Origin of the sequence: Bradyrhizobium sp. 199 (genome assembly GCF_023073355.1) — a bacterium.
Lineage (GTDB): Bacteria > Pseudomonadota > Alphaproteobacteria > Rhizobiales > Xanthobacteraceae > Bradyrhizobium.
Map to the genome: position 1 here is coordinate 1,941,619 of NZ_JADPJI010000005.1, position 18,562 is coordinate 1,960,180.

Consider the following 18,562-nt stretch of genomic DNA (forward strand, 5'->3'; position numbering starts at 1 on the left):
AACGTCCTCGGCGTCGTTTTGTCGGCTTCCGCGCACTTGTATGCGGATCACGTCTTGTGCTGACCGGCTAAACCCCGATGACGGGAGCGCCGATCACGACCGGATGGAACGCGAAGGCCAGCGCCAGGTAGGCGACGACACCGACTGCGACGGCGATCAGATCGTTGGTGACGCCGCCGACGGGTATAGGCGGGCCGCCGGCGTCGCTGCGATGCTTCAGCGAGATGCGATCATACACCGCCCAAGCCAGGAACGAGCCGAACAGGATGATGGAGCCGAGGTCGCCATTGGCGAGCAGATGCGCCGCAGCCCACAGCTTGATGCCGGCCAGCATCGGATGCTTCAGCGTCGCATAGATGCGGCCGCGCAAATAAGAGGCGACCACCAGGATCACCGCGGGCAGCATCAGCGCGATCGCAATGTGCTTCATCGCCTTCGGCGGATACCAGACGTCGATCCAGCCGGAGCTGCGGTAATGGGCGAAGCCCCAGATGATCAGCGCGAGCCCCGCGAGCGAGACCACGGTGTAGAGGATCTTGTAGGTCCCCTCGCCCAGCCTCGCAATGGCCCGCGCGCGCGCCTCACGTTTGGTGGTGAACACATGGGTCGCGAAAAACAGCACAAGCCCCAGGATCATGACCAGCAGACCCACGACATCCTCCCCTTTAGCCGACGCCCTGCCTCTGAGGTACCATCGATTGGCCGCTGGTCGCAACTCGTGCTCCCCGTGGTGAGGAGGCGCGAAAGCGCCGTCTCGAACCATAGAGGCCCCGCTGCAACACCCCTGCGTTCATCCTTCGAGACGCGCGTGAAGACGCGCTCGTCAGGATGATGGCCTACAGCAATCCTGGCGGCTACTTACCGAGCTCGCGATTATCGACATAACGGATCGCGATCGGCCGGCCGGCCAAGGCACCACCGAGGCCGGCAGTGAATTTCAGCGGCAGACAGGCTTTCAGCGATGCGTTGATCGCGTTGAGATAGGTGGTTCGGGTCTCTGCGGGCACGCCCGCAGTCACATATGTGAGGCGCGGCGGGCCGATCAGGCCACCCGCCTTGTTGAAGCTGAAGCGCACCGACATCTGCATGCCCGCGCGGGCATTATCCGATGGCGGCGACCAGCAGCTGCGCAACTCGGCGAAGAGATCGCCGATCGTGTCAAGATCGTGATCGGGCTTCCGGTATTGGGCGCGGTCGGCCTCTAATGGAACGCTCTGGATGGTGAGCTGGAGGTTCTGGCCGTAAGGGTAATCGATCTCGGGAATGCAGGGGCCGGGCTCGAGCGGGCTGCAATAGGACGGCGTGCAGGGCCGTCCGTCGAGCACGCTGCACGGCTCGTGCGCAAACGGGATCGGATTGATCTGGCGGGGTCGCGCGTCGGCGCCGGCTGATACCGCCAGCAGGACAGGAATGAAGATGCCGCGCCACATGCTCTGAGCTCGCATTGTCGTCTAGACAGACGTGGCGTCGTGAATGAACGCGTCAAGCTCCCGGCTGTTCACATGCTCGCGCGCGAACGGCAGGCGTACCCTACCCCTTCTTCTTGACGTCCTTGACGTTGGTGAATTCGATGCCCTCGGCGCGCTCCTTGGTGTAGCCGAGATAGAACTCGTTCCTGGCCAGATACACGGGATCGCCATCCACATCGTCGGCGATGCTGGAGGTGTTGGCGCCGATGAAGGTGTCGAGCTTCTTGCGGTCCTCGGAGGAGACCCAGCGCGCCAGCTGGAATTCGCTGACTTCGAACTCGACCGGCAATGAATATTCCGCCTCCAGCCGCGCCTTCAGCACGTCGAGTTGCAGTGCGCCGACGACGCCGACCAGCGCCGGTGCGCCGTCGCGCGGGCGGAACACCTGCACCACGCCCTCTTCCGACATCTGCTGCAGCGCTTCCTTCAGCTTCTTCGCCTTCATCGCGTCGGTGAGACGGACGCGGCGGACGATTTCCGGCGCGAAGCTCGGCACGCCGACGAAATTGAAATCCTCGCCCTCGGTCAGCGTGTCGCCGATGCGCAGCGTGCCGTGATTGGGGATGCCGACGACGTCGCCGGCGAAGGCTTCATCCGCGACCGAGCGATCCTGCGCGAAGAAGAATTGCGGGCTCGACAGCGGCATGCTCTTGCCGGTGCGCACCAGCTTCGCCTTCATGCCGCGGCTGAGCTTGCCCGAGCACAGGCGCGCGAAGGCGATCCGGTCGCGGTGGTTCGGATCCATGTTGGCCTGGATCTTGAACACGAAGGCGCTCATGCGCGGATCGGTGGCCTCGACCCTGCGCTGGTCGCTATCCTGCGCGCGCGGCTCGGGCGCGAACTTGCCGAGGCCTTCAAGGAGGTCGCCGACGCCGAAATTGCGCAGCGCGCTGCCGAAATAGACCGGCGTCAGATGACCCTCGCGAAACGCTTCCAGCTCGAACGGTTTTGAAGCCGCGGTGACGAGCTCGAGCTCGTCCTTCACGGCGGACATGTCGAGATTGGCGTTGAGCTTGGCAAGTTCTGCGATCTCGATCTGCTGCGCCGCACCGGTCTTGGCGCCGCCGCCTTCGAGCAGGCGCACGCCGCCATTGGCGACGTCGTAGGTGCCGAGGAAGTCGCGGCCGCGGCCGACCGGCCAGGTCATCGGCGTGGTGTCGAGCGCCAGCGTCTTCTCGATCTCGTCGAGCAGCTCGAACACGTCGCGGCTTTCGCGGTCCATCTTGTTGATGAAGGTGATGATCGGGATGTCCCGAAGACGACACACCTCGAACAGCTTTCGAGTGCGCGCCTCGATGCCCTTGGCGGCGTCGATCACCATCACGGCGGAATCGACTGCCGTCAGCGTGCGATAGGTATCTTCCGAAAAGTCCTCGTGGCCCGGCGTGTCCAGGAGGTTGAACACGAGCCCTTCGAACTCGAAGGTCATCACAGAGGTCACGACCGAGATGCCGCGCTCGCGCTCGATCTTCATCCAGTCCGAACGCGTGTTGCGCCGCTCGCCCTTGGCCTTGACCTGGCCGGCGAGATTGATGGCACCGCCGAACAGCAGCAGCTTCTCGGTCAGCGTGGTCTTGCCGGCGTCCGGATGCGAGATGATCGCAAACGTGCGGCGCCGCGCCACTTCAGCGGCAAGCGGGGAACGGGCCGGCGATTCGGCGGTGGTGGTGGCGATGTCGGACATGGCGGGAGCGTGTGGCAGGGAAACTGAGCCTGATCAAGCCTCATTTGGTGATTGCGGAGCCCCTCGGCCAGCCCCATATCGGGCCTGAGAAGATAGCCTTGGGAGGGACGGCCCTCCCGCTCATCAGCCGACAGCCGCGGGGACGACCCTGCCTTGAACGGAGGGTCGTCATGGCCTGGAGCATCCTGTTCGTCGCCGGTCTTCTCGAGATTACCTGGGCGATCGGCCTGAAATACACCGAGGGCTTCACCAGGCTTGTTCCGTCCGTCGTCACGCTCGCGGCCATGGCCGGCAGCGTCATCCTGCTCGGACTTGCTCTCAAGTCGCTGCCCGTCGGAACCGCCTATGCAGTCTGGACCGGTATCGGCGCCGTCGGCACCGCGACGCTGGGCATGGTCCTGTTCGGCGAGCCGGCCACGGCCCTCCGCCTTGCCAGCATCGCCCTGATCGTCGCCGGGATTGCCGGACTGAAGCTCGTTACTTGACGAAGATCTTGACCGCCCACCAGGTCAGCGCCGCGACGATGGCCGAGGCCGGCATCGTGATCACCCAAGCATAAACGATCGAGCTGGCGACATTCCAGCGCACCGCCGAGAGGCGTCTGGCGGCGCCAACGCCGACAATGGCGCCGGTGATGGTGTGGGTGGTCGAGACGGGAACTCCGAGGAAGGTTGCCATGAACAGGGTCGTGGCGCCGCCGGTCTCGGCGCAAAAGCCCTGCATCGGAGTCAGCTTGGTAATGCGCAGGCCCATGGTCCGAACAATGCGCCAGCCGCCCATCAGCGTACCCATGGCCATTGCGGCTTGGCACGACAGCACCACCCAAAAGGGCACGAAAAATTCGCCGCCAAGGTGGCCCTGCGAATACAGGAGCACGGCGATGATACCCATGGTCTTCTGCGCGTCGTTGCCGCCATGGCCGAGCGAGTAGAGCGAGGCGGAGGCGAATTGCAGGATGCGGAAGGCGCGATCCACGGCGAAAGGCGTTGAGCGCACCGAAGCCCAGGAGACGATCGCAACCAGCACCATCGCGAGCAGGAAACCGACGAGCGGCGAGAGCACGATTGCGATCACCGTCTTGGACAATCCGCTCCAGACCACCGCCGAAATACCGGCTTTGGCCACGCCGGCACCAAACAAGCCGCCGATCAATGCGTGAGACGAGGACGACGGGATGCCGAGCGCCCATGTCACGAGGTTCCAGACGATGGCCCCGACCAGCGCTGCGAAGATCACCTGGGCATCAACGATCACGGGATCGATGATGCCGGTGCCGATGGTCTGGGCGACGTGCAGCCCGAACACCAGGAAGGCGACGAAATTGAAGAACGCGGCCCAGAATACCGCGAATTGCGGCCGCAGCACGCGGGTCGAAACGATGGTCGCGATCGAATTTGCCGCGTCGTGCAAGCCGTTCAGGAAGTCGAACAGCAGCGCGACGGCGATCAAGCCGACCAGGACGGGAAGACCCAACGCAGCATCCACGGCGCGGCCCTGCCCCTAAAGTTGGCGCATGATCGGAACGGAAAACCGCTGCACACTTTTCCGGATCATGCGCTAAACCTGCTCGATGACGATGCTGTTGATCTCGTTCGCGACGTCGTCGAATCGATCGGCCACCTTCTCGAGGTGGTCGTAGATTTCGGCGCCGACGATGAAGTCCATCGCGTTGCCATCGCGATGCTTGAGAAACAGCTCCTTCAGCCCGATGTCGTGGAGATCGTCGACGCGGCCCTCCAGCTTGCCCAGCTCTTCCGTGATGGCGGTCAGCATGGCCACGTTCGGGCCGATCGACTGCATCAGCGGCAGCGCACGACCGACCAGATTGGCGCATTCGATCAGAAGCCCGCCGATCTCGCGCATCGGCGGCTCGAAGGTGCGGACCTCGAACAGCATCACGGCTTTGGCCGTCTGCTGCATCTGGTCGATGGCGTCGTCCAGCGACGTGATCAGGTTCTTGATGTCGCCGCGGTCGAACGGGGTGATGAAGGTGCGGCGCACCGCCGTCAGCACCTCGCGCGTGATATTGTCGGCGTCGTTCTCGAACTGGTTGACACGCTGGCAATAGACCGGCGTCTCCTCGCCCCCGTTGAGCATGCTCTGGAGCGCGATCGAGCCCTGGATCACCGTCTGTGCATGCCGGTCGAACAGGTCAAAGAACCGTTCTTCCTTGGGCAGGAAAGCACGAAACCATCGCATCATGGGGATAGGCTACCGGTTGGAAATGGCTCGGCCCGAGGGGCCGTTATGAAACTGTCATAGACCATTTTCGATCCGCGCGCGTGTCATCTCACGTCCGCGGAGCCGGATCATCCACCGGATTATCGCACCAGTGGAATTGGTGCGATATCAATCATTTAGAGGGATCGCCGGAAGTAATGGGCGATTTCGCCGATGACGCCGCGGCGGAAGGTGAGCACGCAGACCACGAAGATCGAGCCCTGGATCACCGTCACCCACTGGCCGAAACCCGCCAGATATTGCTGCATGGCGATGATTACAAAAGCGCCGACCACCGGACCGAAGATGGTGCCGAGGCCGCCGACCAGCGTCATCAGCACGACCTCGCCCGACATCGACCAATGCACGTCGGTGAGCGAGGCGTTCTGCGCCACGAACACCTTCAGCGCACCGGCAAAACCGGCCAGCGTCCCCGACAGCACGAAGGCCAGGAACTTGTACTGGTCGGTCCGGTAGCCAAGCGAGATCGCCCGCGGCTCGTTCTCGCGGATCGCCTTCAGCACCTCGCCGAACGGCGAGTTGATGATGCGGAAGATCAGCAGGAATCCGGCGAGGAACCCGACCAGCACGACGTAATAGAGCACCGTCGGCTTGGACAGATCGAAGATGCCGAACATGCGTCCCTGCGGGATGCCCTGGATGCCGTCCTCACCGTGGGTGAACGGGGCCTGGAGGTAGATGAAGTACAGCAGCTGCGACAGCGCCAGCGTGATCATCGAGAAATAGATGCCCTGGCGGCGGATCGAGATAAAGCCGGTGATGAGCGAGAGCACGAAAGCCGCGGCGATGCCGACGAGGATGCCGAGTTCGGGCGGCAACGCCCACACCTTCAGCGCATGCGCGCTGCAATAGCCGGCGGTTCCCAAGAACATCGCATGGCCGAACGACAACAGGCCGCCATAGCCGACCAGCAGATTGAAGGCGCAGGCGAGCAATGCAAAGCACAGCGCCTGCATCACGAAGAACGGGTAGACTCCCGTGAATGGCACCGCCGCGAGCAGCAGCGCCATCACCACGAACACAATCATCTCGTCGCGTATGGCGCGAGGGGTCACCGGCAGCGTGTCGTCCGTCAGGGTTGTCATATCAGGCCGCCCTTCCCGTCAATCCCGTTGGCTTCACCAGGAGCACCAGCACCATCAGAACGAATACGACGGTGTTAGAGGCCTCGGGGTAGAAATACTTGGTCAGACCCTCGATCACGCCGAGCGCGAAGCCGGTGATGATGGAGCCCATGATCGATCCCATGCCGCCGATCACGACCACCGCGAACACGACGATGATGAGATCCGCGCCCATCAGCGGGCGCACCTGGTTGATCGGCGCCGAAAGCACGCCCGCGAGCGCCGCAAGACCGACACCGAGGCCGTAAGTGAGCGTGATCATGCGCGGCACGTTGATGCCGAAAGCGCGCACCAGAGTGGGATTTTCGGTGGCGGCGCGCAGATTAGCGCCAAGCTGCGTCTTCTCGATCAGGAACCAGGTTGCAAGACACACGATCAGCGAGAAGATCACCACCCAGCCGCGATACACGGGGAGGAACATGAAGCCCAGATTCATGCCGCCCTTGAGCTGGTCCGGAATGGCGTAAGGCAGGCCAGAGGAGCCGAAATAGTTCTGGAACACGCCCTGCACGATCAGCGCGATGCCGAAGGTCAGGAGTAGCCCGTAGAGGTGATCGAGCCCGGTCAGCCATTGCAGCATGGTCCGTTCCAGAATCATGCCGAAGATGCCGACGATGATGGGCGCCAGCAACAGCGCCCACCAATAATTGATGCCGCCGAGGTTGAGGAGGAAGTAGGCGACGAAGGCGCCCATCATGTAGAGCGCGCCATGGGCAAAATTGATGATGTTGAGCATGCCGAAGATGACGGCAAGCCCGAGACTGAGCAGCGCGTAGAACGAGCCGTTGATCAGTCCCACCAGTAGCTGAGCGTATAGAGCCTGCATCGATTTCGCACCCGGTCCCTTCGGCGTTCCCTGAAAGTCGCCCGCGAGCCTCAAGGCCCGCGGGCGCTCATCTTACTTCTTCAAGAGCGCGCACTTGCTCTCGGACAGCGGTGTGAAGGCCTGGTCGCCCGGCACCGTGCCCACCAGCTTGTAGAAGTCCCACGGCCCCTTGGATTCGGAGGGCTTCTTCACTTCGAACAGATAGGCGTTGTGGATGGTGCGCCCGTTGGGCTGGATCTCGCCCTTGCCGAACAGATCGTCTTCCGTCGGCATCGACTTCATTTTCTCGACGATCTTGACGCCGTCATGGGAATTGCCGCCCATGGCTTCGAGCGCCTTGAGATAGTGACGCACGCCCGCATAGACGCCGGCCTGCACCATGGTGGGCGGCGCGTTGTTCTTCATCTTGTCGGCGAAGCGCTTCGAGAACGCCCGGGTCTGGTCGTTCATGTCCCAGTAGAACGTCTCGGTGAAGCTGAGGCCCTGCGCCGTCTCGAGGCCGATCGCCTTGATGTCGGTAAGGAAGAGCAGCAGCGCCGCGAGCTTCTGACCGCCCTTGCCGATGCCGAACTCGGCCGCCTGCTTGATCGTGTTGGTGGTGTCGCCGCCGGCATTGGCAAGACCGATGATCTTCGCCTTGGACGACTGCGCCTGGAGCAGGAAGGACGAGAAGTCCGGCGTATTCAGCGGGTGCTTGACGCCACCGACCACCTTGCCGCCGTTGCTGGTGACGACCGCCGTGGTGTCACGCTCGAGCGCTGCGCCGAAGGCGTAGTCCGCAGTGAGGAAGAACCAGGTGTCGCCACCGGCCTTCACCAGCGCCTGGCCCGTGGTATGGGCCAGCATGTAGGTATCGTAGGTCCAGTGCACGGTGTTGGGCGAGCACTGCGCGTTGGAGAGGTCCGAGGTCGCCGCACCCGAATTGACGTAGACGCCGTTCTTTTCCTTGATGACGTTGTTGACGGCGAGCGCGACGCCCGAGTTCGGCACGTCGACGATGGCGTCGACCTTCTCGACGTCGAACCATTGCCGCGCAATTGCGGTGCCGATGTCCGGCTTGTTCTGGTGATCACCGGAGATGATGTCGATCTTCCAGCCCTTCGCAGCGAGGCCGGAGTCTTCAACCGCCATCTGCGCGGCGAGCGTCGAGCCGGGACCGCCGAGATCGGCGTAGAGGCCGGACTGATCGGACAGTGCGCCGATCTTGACGGTCTTGTCTTGCGCGGACGCGACGCCTGCTGCGGCGAAGGTGAGCGCGGTGGTTAGCAGCAATGACGCAATCGACCTGGTGTTCATGCAACTTTCCTTTTTGAATTTTTTCGTTGGTAGTCCTAGACGCCGAGATAGGTGTGGAGCTTGTCCATGTTCGCGGCCAGCTCGGAATTGGAAAATCCGTCAATGATCTTGCCGTGCTCGACCACGTAATAACGGTCGGCGACGGTCGATGCGAACCGGAAGTTCTGCTCCACCAGGAGGATGGTGAAACCCTCCTTCTTGAGCCGCGCAATCGTGTGCCCGATCTGCTGAATGATGACGGGCGCAAGACCCTCGGTCGGCTCGTCCAGCATCAGGAAGTTCGCACCGGTACGCAGGATGCGCGCGATCGCCAGCATCTGCTGCTCGCCGCCCGACAGCTTGGTGCCCTGGCTGTTGAGCCGCTCCTTCAGGTTTGGGAACAGGTCGAAGATCTGATCGAGCGGCAGTCCGCCTGCACGGACCACCGGCGGCAGCATCAGATTCTCCCGCACGTCGAGACTGGAGAATATTCCGCGCTCTTCCGGGCAGAACGCAATGCCCATGCGCGCGATCTTGTCGGAAGTCGCGCGGATGATGTCCTGGTTGTTGAACTTCACCGAGCCGGTGCGCTTGCCGATGATGCCCATGATCGACTTCAGCGTGGTCGTCTTGCCGGCGCCGTTTCGCCCCAGCAGGGTGACGACCTCGCCCGCGTTCACGTCGAAATTGATCCCGTGCAGGATGTGGGACTCGCCGTACCAGGCTTCGAGGTTGCGGACCTGGAGGATGTTTCCGCCGGTCGCAGCCTTGGCCGGAGCCTCGGCAATCGCAGTGTCAGGCATGACCGGCTCCCAGATAGGCTTCCTTGACGCGCTCGTCCTTGGTGAGCTCGCTGTAATGGCCTTGCGCGAGCACCTGCCCGCGCGTCAGCACGGTGATGATGTCGGAGAGGTTGGCCACGACGCTCAGATTATGCTCGACCATCAGGATGGTATATTTCGCGGAGATACGCTTGATCAGCGCCGCGATCTTGTCGATGTCCTCGTGGCCCATGCCGGCCATCGGCTCGTCCAGCAGCATCATCTCCGGGTCGAGCGCGAGCGTGGTTGCGATCTCCAGTGCACGCTTGCGCCCATAGGGCATCTCGACCGCGGGCGTGTTGGCAAACTCGTTGAGGCCGACATCGTTCAACAATTCGCGCGCGCGATCGTTGAAGCGGTTGAGCACCGACTTGGAGCGCCAGAAATCGAACGAAGAGCCGTGCTGGCGCTGAAGTGCGACACGGACGTTCTCTTGCGCGGTGAGATGCGGAAACACCGCCGAAATCTGGAACGAACGAACCAGCCCCAGGCGCGCCACGTCGGCCGGCGCCATCGCGGTGATGTCCTGCCCCTTATAGAGGATTTTCCCGGCAGACGGTTTCAGGAACTTGGTCAGAAGATTGAAGCAGGTCGTCTTGCCGGCCCCGTTCGGGCCAATCAACGCGTGAATGCTGCCACGGCGAACCTTGAGCGCGACGTCGCGGACGGCGAAGAAGCCCGCAAACTCCTTGGTCAAGCCTTCCGTTTCGAGAATAAACTCATCGGCCAAACAGATTTCCCCCTGCCCGCGCGGCGCGCGTGGCTATCCTTGTTGCTTCGGCTTTCCGGAGGCCTTGGTGCCTACCCGGAACGCCGCCTCCGGGCGCGGAATATGCCGGAGGTGACGGGGGTTAGGCAAGGCGGAAAGCTGAGCAGATCAGGGCTCCGGCTGGGATACAAATGCTCCCTTAGTCGGAGACGTTGTGACGTCGAGCCTGCCCGGCCTCCCGGTTGGCGAAGGCACCCGTCGTCAAGCCGTCGTTAACGGTGTTTCGCTTGGCGCGCCAGCCTTCATACAAAATTTTCCTCCAAAGGGGATCATGCGCGGGTTTTGACGTTCCGGGAATATTGTCTTGGATTTCACAAGCGCCGCTCCGCCCGTCGTCAAGTCGATCAAGCAGCGTGATCTCCTGAACACGTGGCTGCGCCTTTACGCGCGCGAGCAGATCGTGCCTGCGGTCTGGGAGTATCAGCCTGCGCGGCTGGAGGAAGAGCTGTCCGATCTCATCTATTACACGGTGGAGGCTGCGGCGCCCGCGCCGCGCCTCACCATTCAGAGCGAAAACACGCGCATCTCGCGCGCCTATGGACATACCGGCAAGGGCGTTCTGCTCGAAGACTATCTCGGGCCGCGACTCGCGCCATTCGTGATGCCGATCTATCACCAATGCGTGGCGCGCGGGCTGCCCGTCTACAGCGTTGCGGAGGTCGACGACATCTACGGGCGCATCGTCGCCTATGAACGGCTGCTGCTGCCGTTCCAGACCGACGGCACGGTCTGTCACATCATCGCCTCGGTCAAGACGTTCTGCGAGGACGGTGGCTTCGAGATCAAGAACCTGATGCGCGGAAATGACGCGCTGCCGCGTCCAAAGCTGCGCGCCGTGATCGACCGCGAGCTCTTCCATCGCGCGCCTGGCCGCATCGCGACGGCCGAACTGGTCGAGTTCGGGGACCAGCCCGGCGTCACCTCCGATGTCATCGAGCTGAACTAGCGCGCTTTGCCGCCGACCTCCCTGGCATAGATATCCGGCTTGAAGCCGACCAGCAGCTTGCCGCCGATTTCCAGCACCGGCCGCTTGATCATCGATGGTTGCGCTAGCATCAGCGCCAGCGCCTTCTTCTCGTTCAAGCCTTCCTTGTCGGAATCAGGGAGCTTCTTGAACGTCGTCCCGGCGCGATTGAGCAGCGTCTCCCAGCCGAGCTGGTCGCTCCACTGCTTGAGCTTGTCCTTTTCCACGCCCGCGGCCTTGTAGTCGTGAAACGCGTAAGGCACGCCATTTGTGTCGAGCCAGGCGCGCGCCTTCTTCATGGTGTCGCAGTTCTTGATGCCGTAGATGATGGTGGGCAAGACGTTCCTCGCGCATGGCATGTCGTGATGTGCGCGGCGTTGTACGAAACTCCGGTTCGCGCGACAATATTGCGAATGACGCCAACTCGCCGAACGGACATCCCATGCACGTCACCCACGATCCCGCAGCCGCCGCCACGCCGAGCATCGACTTCAACAGCTTCCTCGCGGTCGATATCCGCGTCGGCACCATCGTCGATGCCAAGCCGTTCCCCGAGGCGCGCAAGCCGGCCTTTCGGCTATGGATCGACTTCGGACCCGCCATCGGTGTGCGCAAGAGCTCGGCCCAGATCACGGAACACCATCCGCTCGAGACCTTGGTGGGGCAACAGGTGGCGGCCGTCGTCAACTTCCCGCCGCGCCAGATCGGACCTGTTATCTCGGAGGTGCTGACGCTCGGTTTCCCCGATGCCGGCGGCAAGGTCGTGCTGGTGCAGCCGAGCAAGCCGGTGCCGAACGGCGGACGGCTGTTCTAGCCGGATCGAAGCCGCGGTGCCGCCTCGGGCGCGGCATTCGCGACGCTGGCCGGCGATCATCGGCATTCTTGCCGGTCTCTGGATCGGCACCGATCTCGGCGCACGCATGGCCAGTGGGGCCAGCAAATTGGCGCTGCGCCGGGTCATGATGGCGTTCATCTTGCTGATGGCGCTCTACATGACCCACAAGGCACTGACCTGATCTTAGGGCCGCTGTGGAATGCTCAGCCCGCGCTGCACCGCCGGACGCGCAAGCCCGCGTTCGAGCCAGGCACCGACCGACTTGAACTGGCTGAATTCGACGAGATCACCGGCGCCGTAGAAGCCGATGAGATTGCGCACCCAGCCGAGCATGGAGATGTCGGCAATGGTGTAGTCGTCATCCATGAACCATTGCCGGCCGGCCAGATGCGTCTCCATCACGCCGAGCAGGCGCATGGCTTCGGCGACGTAGCGGTCACGGGGCCGCTTGTCCTCAAAATCCTTGCCGGCGAATTTGTGGAAGAAGCCGACCTGGCCGAACATCGGCCCGACGCCGCCCATCTGGAAATGCAGCCAGGCGAGCGTCTGGTATCGGCGCGCGGCGTCCTCTGGCAGGAGCTTGCCGGTCTTCTCGGCGAGGTATTGCAGGATCGCGCCCGACTCGAACAACGGCAGCGGCCTGCCGCCGGGACCGTCGGGATCGAGGATCGCCGGAATCTTGCCGTTCGGATTGAGCGAGAGGAACTCCGCCGTCTTCTGGTCGTCCTTGCCGAAATCGACGAGATGGACCTCATACGACAGTCCGATCTCCTCCAGCATGATCGAGACCTTGACGCCGTTCGGCGTCGGCAGTGAATAGAGCTGCAGCAGTTCCGGATGCTTGGCCGGCCAGCGCTTGGTGATGGGAAAGGCGGAGAGATCGGACATCGGGACCTTTGGTGCACGGAGTGAGGCGCGCCTAATCTAGGCGAGACGCCGCACCGCGCAAGTCACTCTTCGTCCCGGCGCCTCCCGCATCTAAGGCGGCAGCGTCGCCATCGCCACGGTCGGGATTCTCGCTTGATGTTGCCGTCGGTCCTCGGTGAACCGTTGCCCCGTCATCAACAGCAGGACCGTAAAGGCAATCGCAAGCATCGCGGTTGCCCATTGGCAGACGTCGTTCATGGTGTCGCGTCCCTCAGCAGCTGTTGCCTAAACGTCGCTCCAAGGACCATGTTCCTGCTCCGCTCGAGAATCTTGCTACATTTTCCCGGTCTGTTGCCTGAGAGCTGTCGCCATAGGAGGGGACCATTCCGCCTTCCAAGCGTTGTCGCCAGATGAGCATCGAGAAGCGCGCCCTACTCGACCATGCTGAACGGTGTCGCAGCGTCGCTGGCGAGCTGGCGCATCGCCAAGCCGCGCGGCGGCTGCAGGAGATGGCCGACGACTACGAACAGAGAGCAGCAAGCCTGGACGACGATGGCGTCTGCCCGAAGCAAAATCGTCATCATCGCGGCTCTCCGGGAGACGGAAACTCGCGCGAGAGATGACCGGCTTCAATAATTGATCTCCATGCGCAATCCCCGCGGATCGATCTCGTCGCTCCAGAGGTCGCGGCGCGCACCAAGGAAGACCGCGGGGCCCATCAATTCGCGCGCACGCAGATCGCAAGGGCGATAGCCGCTCGGATTCAATCCGATCGGCATGTCGATCATCGCATGCGCGTGCGGGATCGCAAGCAAGCGCGTCAGGCTCGGCGAACAGTCGAAGCCGTGATCGCCGCCCTCATCGATCCAGGCTGCAACCCAACCAAAGCGGAATCCATCCGTCGAGGCCGAGATAGTTAGGCACGCCAGGCGTCCGTGATTCAGTTTTCACGCGTGCCTCTGTATCTCTCTCTTCGTCGGTCAGATCTCATCTCGTCAGATATCCCCGCATCAAGGCGCGGGCGCGATGCAGGCGAGCCTTTACGGTCTGCCGGGTCGCACCGAGCGCGGCGGCAATTTCATGGATGTCATTTCCTTGACGTCGCGCATCAGTAAACCACTGCCGCGACCGCTAGCGCGACGCCCAGGCCGATCCGCACCGTCTGCTGCAGTCCGCCGATGTTCTTCCTGTAAAATGCCATTGCATCCTCCGGGATGAGCCGAGGCTGACGGCCTCGACCACCAAGAGGGCGCGCCGGCCGAAAAGGATTCGCGGGCGCGCACAACTTTTCGCGGGTCAGCCTCCGACGGCCTGATAGGCCAGGCGCTTGAACTCGAAGAAGAAGGGATTCCAGAAGCCCATGTAGCGCTGGGTCATCAGCACGCCAGCAGTATTTGCCTGCGGGCAGATCCACCAATGGGTGCCGGCAAGGCCGCCCCACTGGAATTCGCCGGTGGAGTTCGGAGGATCAAACGGCGTCGGCGCGAAGGTGACGGCACCGCCGAGGCCAAAACCCTTGCCGGGCATCGGACCGAGATTGGCGAAGCGAATGGTCTGGCCCGCGGGCAGCTGGTTCGTCATCATCAGCCGCAGCGTCTCCGGTTTCAGCAGCGCATCCGAACCAGGCAGCAGCGCGCGGACCAGCGCCAGCATGTCGGGAAGGGTCGAGACCAGACCACCGCCGCCCGAGAGCCGCGGGAACGGCCGCCGATAGGCTTGGGGATAAGGCAGATGGTCGGCCCGCGTGAGGCCCGGCTTCATTGGATCGAACACGTCGGCGCCGTTATAGAGCGCGACCAACCTGCCCTGCTCCGCTTCGGACACGTGGAAACCGGTATCGGTCATGCCGAGCGGAGCGAAGATGCGCAGCTTCAGGAAGGCATCGAGCGCCTGGCCGGAGACGACCTCCACGACGCGGCCGAGCACGTCGGTGGCCACCGAATACTCCCAGGACGTGCCCGGCTGAAACGACAGCGGCAGATCGGCGAGGCTGTCGATCAGGTCAGTCAGCGGCGTCAGCGGATTGAGCACGCGCGCCTCGTTGTAAGCTTTGAACAGCACCGTGCCGGGATCGAAGACGCCGTAGCTGAGACCGGAGGTGTGGGTCAGAAGCTGGCGGATCGTGATCGGGCTTTTCGCCGGCTCGACGTCGGCAAGACCAGCCGCGCCCTCCTTCAGCACCTTGCGATTGCCGAGTTGCGGCAGGAATTTCTCGACCGGGTCATCGAGCCCGATGCGGCCTTCCTCGACCAGCAGCATGATCGCGCAGGTGACGAAGATCTTGGTGTTGGAGAACGCGCGAAAGATATGATCGGGCCGCAGCGCAGTGTTGGCCTCGCGGTCGGCAAAGCCGAGGCATTGCTGGTCGACCACCTCGCGCCCGCGCAGCACGGCCCAGGATGCGCCCGGAATGATCTCCTGATCGACGTAGCGCTGCATTGCCGTCCGCGCGGCGGAAAAATCGCTGACCCTGGCGTCCATGTGTCTCCCCGAATTTGTGGTTGGGATGGATATAGCGCGAAGAAGTCCACGCCGCAGCTTATTCCTCCTTCATCAGCGCAGTGACGTGCAGGCGACGCCGGATGCGCATTCCCTGCCGCTGGTAGAGGGCGATGGCGGACGTGTTGTGGGAAAACACGTGCAGGAACGGAATTTCGCCGCGCGTCTCAATCCGGCGCGCCACCGCTGCGAGCAGTGCCTGCGCATAGCCGCGGCCGCGATGCTCGGGATGAACACAGACCGCCGTCATCTCGACGAACTTTCCTGGCTTCATTCGTTCGCCCGTCATTGCGACCAGTTCGCCGCCGGCACGGATGCCGAGGAACGTGCCGAGCTCGTGGGTCCGCAGCGCAAATGGACCCGGCTTGGTCAGCTCCGTCAGCGCCATCATCGCGGGAACGTCGGCAGCCCCCAACGTGACGATCTCGGCATCGCGAAGCGGGCTGTCGGCCGGCGAGCCGATCATCTGCTCGCCGGTCTCGGCCAGCACGACCTTGAAACCGGCGGGAACTTGGACGGGCTCCGGCGTGAACAGCGCGGCGACCTGCGCGCCCGACATGAGATCGCCGAGCGCTGCAAAGCTCCCCGCGGACATGTCGACCATGTCGGCAAACGGCGTCATGTCCACGGGATAGCGCAGCGCCCGCGGTCCACCCTCGGCCAGATGCTTGTGGCTGGTCGTCAGCGCGCTCCAGATCGGACGATCCAGCAGCGCCTCATCGCTGTCGGACACCGGTCTAGTCCTTGTCGAAGCTGACGATGACGGCGGCGTTGGCAATCAGGATGGGATCGTTGGCCACTTCCGTGGCTGAGGGAATCTCCAGCCCACCCTTGACCGCGGTCACGGTCACGGTGCCGTAAGGAAGCTCCTTGGCGACTGCGTCCTTGTCGACCGCTTCCGGATTGGGCACGGCGATCGTGACGTCGACGAACATGTCGTTGGCGGTCTTGCCGATCATCCGGAAGAATCCGAGGCTGGAATGCCGGATCGCATCCGACACTGCCCGCTTCGCTGCCTTGGTGGCGTCCCTGCCGTGGACGTCGACGCCCATGCCCATCTCGGTGATACAGCGAACGCGAGTCATTTCATATTCCTGTGGTTGGTTTGGTGATTAGAGTGTCGGCGATCGGGACGCGCAACACAAGTATAGCCGCTCCTCTCGTGTCCCGAACGCGCTGCAACGCCATAACCTTTCGAAGACGCGCGTAGACGCGCTTGTGGCGTTGCTGCGCAGAGCCGAGACCCAGAAGGCCGCGGAGCTCGCTGACGCATGGGCGCCGGCTCTGCAGCGCACCGCCGAAGAGGTGCTGCGCTGGGTGCGGGACGAGACTGAGTCTTCACGCCTTCGTCTTCTCATGCGCCCGCAATTCGTCGACGAGCACCCGCACATTCTCCGAATAGTCGATCGGGATCACGACCAGATGCACGCCGCCCTCCCTAAAGGCGGCATCGAGCGTCGGACCAAAACCATCAATGCTCTGGATCCGATGCCCCTTCGCCCCGTAAGCCTTCGCGTAGAGCACGAAATCGGGGTTGCCAAAGGTCATGCCGTAATCGGCAAAATGATCCACGGCCTGCTTCCAGCGGATCATGCCGTAGGCATTGTCCTCGAGCACCAGCACGACGAGGTTGAGCTTGAGACGGACGGCGGTCTCCATCTCCTGGCTGTTCATCATGAAGCCGCCGTCGCCGGCGACCGCGAGCACGCGGCGGTCGGGATAGAGCATCGCGGCCATCATTGCCGACGGCAGGCCGGCGCCCATGGTCGCGAGCGCATTGTCGAGCAGCAGCGTATTTGCAACGCGGGTGCGGTAGTTGCGCGCAAACCAGATCTTGTACATGCCGTTGTCGAGCGCAACGATGCCGTTCTCGGGGATCACCTGCCTGATGTCGTGCACGATGCGCTGCGGCGTCGGCGGCCAGCGCGCCTCGGTGGCGCGGTCGGCGATGTGGTTGAGGATTTCTTCGCGTAGCGGCAGCAGCGCCGCGGCTTGCGGCAGCTTGCCTTCGAGCCGATCGGCGAGCAGCTCCAGGCTCGGGCCGACATCGCCGACAAGCTCGGCGTCGGGAAAATAGACCTGTTCGACGCTCGCCGACGTGTAGCTGACGTGGATGACCTTCGGCCCCGACGGGCCCATGATGAAGGGCGGCTTCTCGATCGGGTCGTGACCGATCGCGACGATCAGGTCGGCGGCGTCGATAGCGTCGTGGACATAGTCGCGCTCGGACAGCGCGGCAGTGCCCATGTAGAGATTGGTGCCGCCGGGCACAGTGCCCTTGCCCATTTGCGTCGTGAAGAACGGAATGCCGGTGCGTCGCACGAAGCTTGCGATTCCGTGGGTCGATCGCGGCCGGCTGGTTGCCGCGCCCATCATCACCAGCGGGCGCTTTGCGGCCAAAATCATCTCGGCCGCACGGTCGAGCGCAGCGCGATGGGCGACCGCGGTCTCGATCGGATGGACCGGGATCACGGGAACGGCGGGCACCTCGTCGCCTGCGACGTCCTCGGGCAGCTCGAGATGCACCGGCCCGGGACGCTCCTCCATCGCGACGCGGAAGGCGTCGCGCACCACGGTCGGAATGCTGGAGGCGTTGATGATCTGCCGCGACAGTTTCGTCAGCGGCTTCATGGTCGCGACCACGTCCACGATCTGGAAGCGCGCCTGCCGGCTGCTCATGATCGGCTTTTGGCCGGTGATCAGAATCATCGGCATCGCGCCGAGATGCGCATAGGCCGCGCCCGTCGACAGGTTGAGTGCGCCAGGGCCGAGCGTCGACAGACAAACGCCGGGCTTGCCGGTCAGCCGGCCATGCGTGGCGGCCATGAAAGCCGCGGCCTGCTCGTGGCGGGTCAGGACCAGCTCGATTTTGGAGGTGCGCAGCGATTCCACCACATCGAGATTCTCCTCGCCGGGGACGCCGAAGATGCGGTCGACACCCTCGTTCTCCAGCGCGGCGACAAACAGGTCGGATCCCTTTACTTTGCGTTCCTGCCCACTCATGGCGTCTCCGATTGCTGTGCTGGCTCTCAAGTTCCGAGAGCCGGTGCAGGGTAGCGGTTCGCGACCGCGGCACAACTCACAAAGAGCGGCACATGGCATCGACTTCGCCATCGCCATGCGAAACAGGAAACAATTGAGCCTCCCATTCCGCGGGGCCGATAGCACAAACGTTGCATGCTGCGCGC

The 18,562-nt window shown here is 63.2% G+C and carries 22 protein-coding genes and 3 pseudogenes; 4 read left to right on the top strand and 21 right to left on the bottom strand.

The features are described from left to right. Positions 1-67 precede the first annotated feature (67 nt). The 3 genes from IVB28_RS17925 to IVB28_RS17935 all read right to left on the bottom strand — a co-directional run bounded on the left by IVB28_RS17925 (position 68) and on the right by IVB28_RS17935 (position 3,153). A complete protein-coding gene (locus IVB28_RS17925) occupies positions 68-652 on the bottom strand; it encodes an NnrU family protein (RefSeq protein ID WP_247527865.1) in 585 nt (194 codons plus the stop codon). A 202-nt stretch (positions 653-854) separates the two neighbouring features. Next, the gene (locus IVB28_RS17930) at positions 855-1,430 is read right to left on the bottom strand and encodes a hypothetical protein (protein ID WP_247527866.1); all 576 of its coding nucleotides are present in this window, start codon (positions 1,428-1,430) and stop codon (positions 855-857) included. Positions 1,431-1,530: 100 nt separating this feature from the next. Beyond that, a complete protein-coding gene (locus tag IVB28_RS17935; protein WP_247527868.1) occupies positions 1,531-3,153 on the bottom strand; it encodes a peptide chain release factor 3 in 1,623 nt (540 codons plus the stop codon). A gap of 170 nt (positions 3,154-3,323) precedes the next feature. Between IVB28_RS17935 and sugE the strand changes: the two genes are divergently transcribed. Continuing rightward, positions 3,324-3,638: a quaternary ammonium compound efflux SMR transporter SugE gene (sugE, locus tag IVB28_RS17940; RefSeq protein ID WP_247527871.1), complete on the top strand. Its 315-nt coding sequence runs from the start codon at positions 3,324-3,326 to the stop codon at positions 3,636-3,638. Here sugE and IVB28_RS17945 read toward each other — a convergent pair. The 7 genes from IVB28_RS17945 to IVB28_RS17975 form a co-directional block, all read right to left on the bottom strand. Then, the gene (locus IVB28_RS17945; RefSeq protein WP_247527873.1) at positions 3,631-4,638 is read right to left on the bottom strand and encodes an inorganic phosphate transporter; all 1,008 of its coding nucleotides are present in this window, start codon (positions 4,636-4,638) and stop codon (positions 3,631-3,633) included. The two genes, sugE and IVB28_RS17945, sit on opposite strands and share 8 nt — an antisense overlap. A gap of 72 nt (positions 4,639-4,710) precedes the next feature. Continuing rightward, entirely contained in the window at positions 4,711-5,355 is a 645-nt protein-coding gene (locus IVB28_RS17950) for a DUF47 domain-containing protein (RefSeq protein ID WP_247527875.1), read from the bottom strand. Between the two features lie 155 nt (positions 5,356-5,510). Further along, positions 5,511-6,479: a branched-chain amino acid ABC transporter permease gene (locus IVB28_RS17955; protein WP_247527877.1), complete on the bottom strand. Its 969-nt coding sequence runs from the start codon at positions 6,477-6,479 to the stop codon at positions 5,511-5,513. 1 nt (position 6,480) lies between these two features. Then, on the bottom strand, positions 6,481-7,344 hold the full coding sequence (locus IVB28_RS17960; RefSeq protein ID WP_247527878.1) for a branched-chain amino acid ABC transporter permease: 864 nt from the start codon (positions 7,342-7,344) through the stop codon (positions 6,481-6,483). Between the two features lie 72 nt (positions 7,345-7,416). Then, a complete protein-coding gene (locus tag IVB28_RS17965; RefSeq protein ID WP_247527879.1) occupies positions 7,417-8,640 on the bottom strand; it encodes an ABC transporter substrate-binding protein in 1,224 nt (407 codons plus the stop codon). Positions 8,641-8,675: 35 nt separating this feature from the next. Continuing rightward, positions 8,676-9,422, bottom strand: a complete 747-nt coding sequence (locus IVB28_RS17970; RefSeq protein ID WP_247527880.1) for an ABC transporter ATP-binding protein — start codon at positions 9,420-9,422, stop codon at positions 8,676-8,678. Then, positions 9,415-10,170 (bottom strand): ABC transporter ATP-binding protein, encoded by a 756-nt coding sequence (locus IVB28_RS17975; RefSeq protein WP_247527881.1) that lies wholly within the window; start codon positions 10,168-10,170, stop codon positions 9,415-9,417. Before IVB28_RS17975 ends, IVB28_RS17970 begins: the two co-directional genes overlap by 8 nt. Before the next feature lie 343 nt (positions 10,171-10,513). Between IVB28_RS17975 and IVB28_RS17980 the strand changes: the two genes are divergently transcribed. After that, on the top strand, positions 10,514-11,155 hold the full coding sequence (locus IVB28_RS17980) for a hypothetical protein (protein ID WP_247527882.1): 642 nt from the start codon (positions 10,514-10,516) through the stop codon (positions 11,153-11,155). On the opposite strand, the gene IVB28_RS17985 is transcribed toward IVB28_RS17980, so the two are convergent. Beyond that, the gene (locus IVB28_RS17985; RefSeq protein ID WP_247527883.1) at positions 11,152-11,511 is read right to left on the bottom strand and encodes an ArsC family reductase; all 360 of its coding nucleotides are present in this window, start codon (positions 11,509-11,511) and stop codon (positions 11,152-11,154) included. The genes IVB28_RS17980 and IVB28_RS17985 overlap by 4 nt on opposite strands. Before the next feature lie 104 nt (positions 11,512-11,615). Here IVB28_RS17985 and IVB28_RS17990 point away from each other — a divergent pair, with 104 nt between their 5' ends. Both IVB28_RS17990 and IVB28_RS17995 read left to right on the top strand, forming a co-directional pair. Further along, complete coding sequence (locus tag IVB28_RS17990; RefSeq protein WP_247527884.1) at positions 11,616-11,987, top strand: tRNA-binding protein; 372 nt, start codon at positions 11,616-11,618, stop codon at positions 11,985-11,987. Between the two features lie 16 nt (positions 11,988-12,003). Beyond that, positions 12,004-12,189, top strand: a complete 186-nt coding sequence (locus IVB28_RS17995) for a hypothetical protein (RefSeq protein ID WP_247527885.1) — start codon at positions 12,004-12,006, stop codon at positions 12,187-12,189. Between the two features lie 2 nt (positions 12,190-12,191). On the opposite strand, the gene IVB28_RS18000 is transcribed toward IVB28_RS17995, so the two are convergent. The 10 genes and pseudogenes from IVB28_RS18000 to IVB28_RS18045 all read right to left on the bottom strand — a co-directional run bounded on the left by IVB28_RS18000 (position 12,192) and on the right by IVB28_RS18045 (position 18,377). Further along, positions 12,192-12,896, bottom strand: a complete 705-nt coding sequence (locus IVB28_RS18000) for a glutathione S-transferase N-terminal domain-containing protein (RefSeq protein ID WP_247527887.1) — start codon at positions 12,894-12,896, stop codon at positions 12,192-12,194. A gap of 90 nt (positions 12,897-12,986) precedes the next feature. Next, on the bottom strand, positions 12,987-13,133 hold the full coding sequence (locus IVB28_RS18005; protein ID WP_247527889.1) for a hypothetical protein: 147 nt from the start codon (positions 13,131-13,133) through the stop codon (positions 12,987-12,989). 173 nt (positions 13,134-13,306) lie between these two features. Next, positions 13,307-13,459 carry a hypothetical protein gene (locus IVB28_RS18010; protein ID WP_247527891.1) on the bottom strand — a complete coding sequence of 51 codons (153 nt, stop codon included), beginning with the start codon at positions 13,457-13,459 and terminating at the stop codon, positions 13,307-13,309. Between the two features lie 90 nt (positions 13,460-13,549). Beyond that, positions 13,550-13,799, bottom strand: a pseudogene (locus tag IVB28_RS18015) (DUF429 domain-containing protein); the annotation flags it as partial. A gap of 63 nt (positions 13,800-13,862) precedes the next feature. After that, positions 13,863-13,987, bottom strand: a pseudogene (locus IVB28_RS29505) (sigma factor-like helix-turn-helix DNA-binding protein); the annotation flags it as partial. After that, a pseudogene (locus IVB28_RS18025) lies at positions 13,987-14,076 on the bottom strand (DUF2892 domain-containing protein); the annotation flags it as partial. The pseudogenes IVB28_RS29505 and IVB28_RS18025, both read right to left, overlap by 1 nt. A 95-nt stretch (positions 14,077-14,171) precedes the next feature. Further along, positions 14,172-15,356 carry a serine hydrolase domain-containing protein gene (locus IVB28_RS18030; protein WP_247527893.1) on the bottom strand — a complete coding sequence of 395 codons (1,185 nt, stop codon included), beginning with the start codon at positions 15,354-15,356 and terminating at the stop codon, positions 14,172-14,174. 58 nt (positions 15,357-15,414) lie between these two features. Further along, positions 15,415-16,107: a GNAT family N-acetyltransferase gene (locus tag IVB28_RS18035; protein WP_247527894.1), complete on the bottom strand. Its 693-nt coding sequence runs from the start codon at positions 16,105-16,107 to the stop codon at positions 15,415-15,417. A gap of 4 nt (positions 16,108-16,111) precedes the next feature. Next, positions 16,112-16,459 carry a Lin0512 family protein gene (locus IVB28_RS18040; RefSeq protein ID WP_063983745.1) on the bottom strand — a complete coding sequence of 116 codons (348 nt, stop codon included), beginning with the start codon at positions 16,457-16,459 and terminating at the stop codon, positions 16,112-16,114. A 253-nt stretch (positions 16,460-16,712) separates the two neighbouring features. Next, positions 16,713-18,377: an acetolactate synthase large subunit gene (locus IVB28_RS18045; RefSeq protein WP_247527895.1), complete on the bottom strand. Its 1,665-nt coding sequence runs from the start codon at positions 18,375-18,377 to the stop codon at positions 16,713-16,715. Positions 18,378-18,562 lie beyond the last annotated feature (185 nt).

Coding starts and splice junctions, on each gene's coding strand:
- IVB28_RS17930 (WP_247527866.1), bottom strand. CDS start 1,430: ATGTGGCGCGGCATCTTCATTCCTGTCCTGCTGGCGGTATCAGCCGGC.
- IVB28_RS17935 (WP_247527868.1), bottom strand. CDS start 3,153: ATGTCCGACATCGCCACCACCACCGCCGAATCGCCGGCCCGTTCCCCG.
- sugE (WP_247527871.1), top strand. CDS start 3,324: ATGGCCTGGAGCATCCTGTTCGTCGCCGGTCTTCTCGAGATTACCTGG.
- IVB28_RS17950 (WP_247527875.1), bottom strand. CDS start 5,355: ATGATGCGATGGTTTCGTGCTTTCCTGCCCAAGGAAGAACGGTTCTTT.
- IVB28_RS17955 (WP_247527877.1), bottom strand. CDS start 6,479: ATGACAACCCTGACGGACGACACGCTGCCGGTGACCCCTCGCGCCATA.
- IVB28_RS17960 (WP_247527878.1), bottom strand. CDS start 7,344: ATGCAGGCTCTATACGCTCAGCTACTGGTGGGACTGATCAACGGCTCG.
- IVB28_RS17965 (WP_247527879.1), bottom strand. CDS start 8,640: ATGAACACCAGGTCGATTGCGTCATTGCTGCTAACCACCGCGCTCACC.
- IVB28_RS17970 (WP_247527880.1), bottom strand. CDS start 9,422: ATGCCTGACACTGCGATTGCCGAGGCTCCGGCCAAGGCTGCGACCGGC.
- IVB28_RS17990 (WP_247527884.1), top strand. CDS start 11,616: ATGCACGTCACCCACGATCCCGCAGCCGCCGCCACGCCGAGCATCGAC.
- IVB28_RS18000 (WP_247527887.1), bottom strand. CDS start 12,896: ATGTCCGATCTCTCCGCCTTTCCCATCACCAAGCGCTGGCCGGCCAAG.
- IVB28_RS18005 (WP_247527889.1), bottom strand. CDS start 13,133: ATGAACGACGTCTGCCAATGGGCAACCGCGATGCTTGCGATTGCCTTT.
- IVB28_RS18010 (WP_247527891.1), bottom strand. CDS start 13,459: ATGATGACGATTTTGCTTCGGGCAGACGCCATCGTCGTCCAGGCTTGC.
- IVB28_RS18030 (WP_247527893.1), bottom strand. CDS start 15,356: ATGGACGCCAGGGTCAGCGATTTTTCCGCCGCGCGGACGGCAATGCAG.
- IVB28_RS18040 (WP_063983745.1), bottom strand. CDS start 16,459: ATGACTCGCGTTCGCTGTATCACCGAGATGGGCATGGGCGTCGACGTC.
- IVB28_RS18045 (WP_247527895.1), bottom strand. CDS start 18,377: ATGAGTGGGCAGGAACGCAAAGTAAAGGGATCCGACCTGTTTGTCGCC.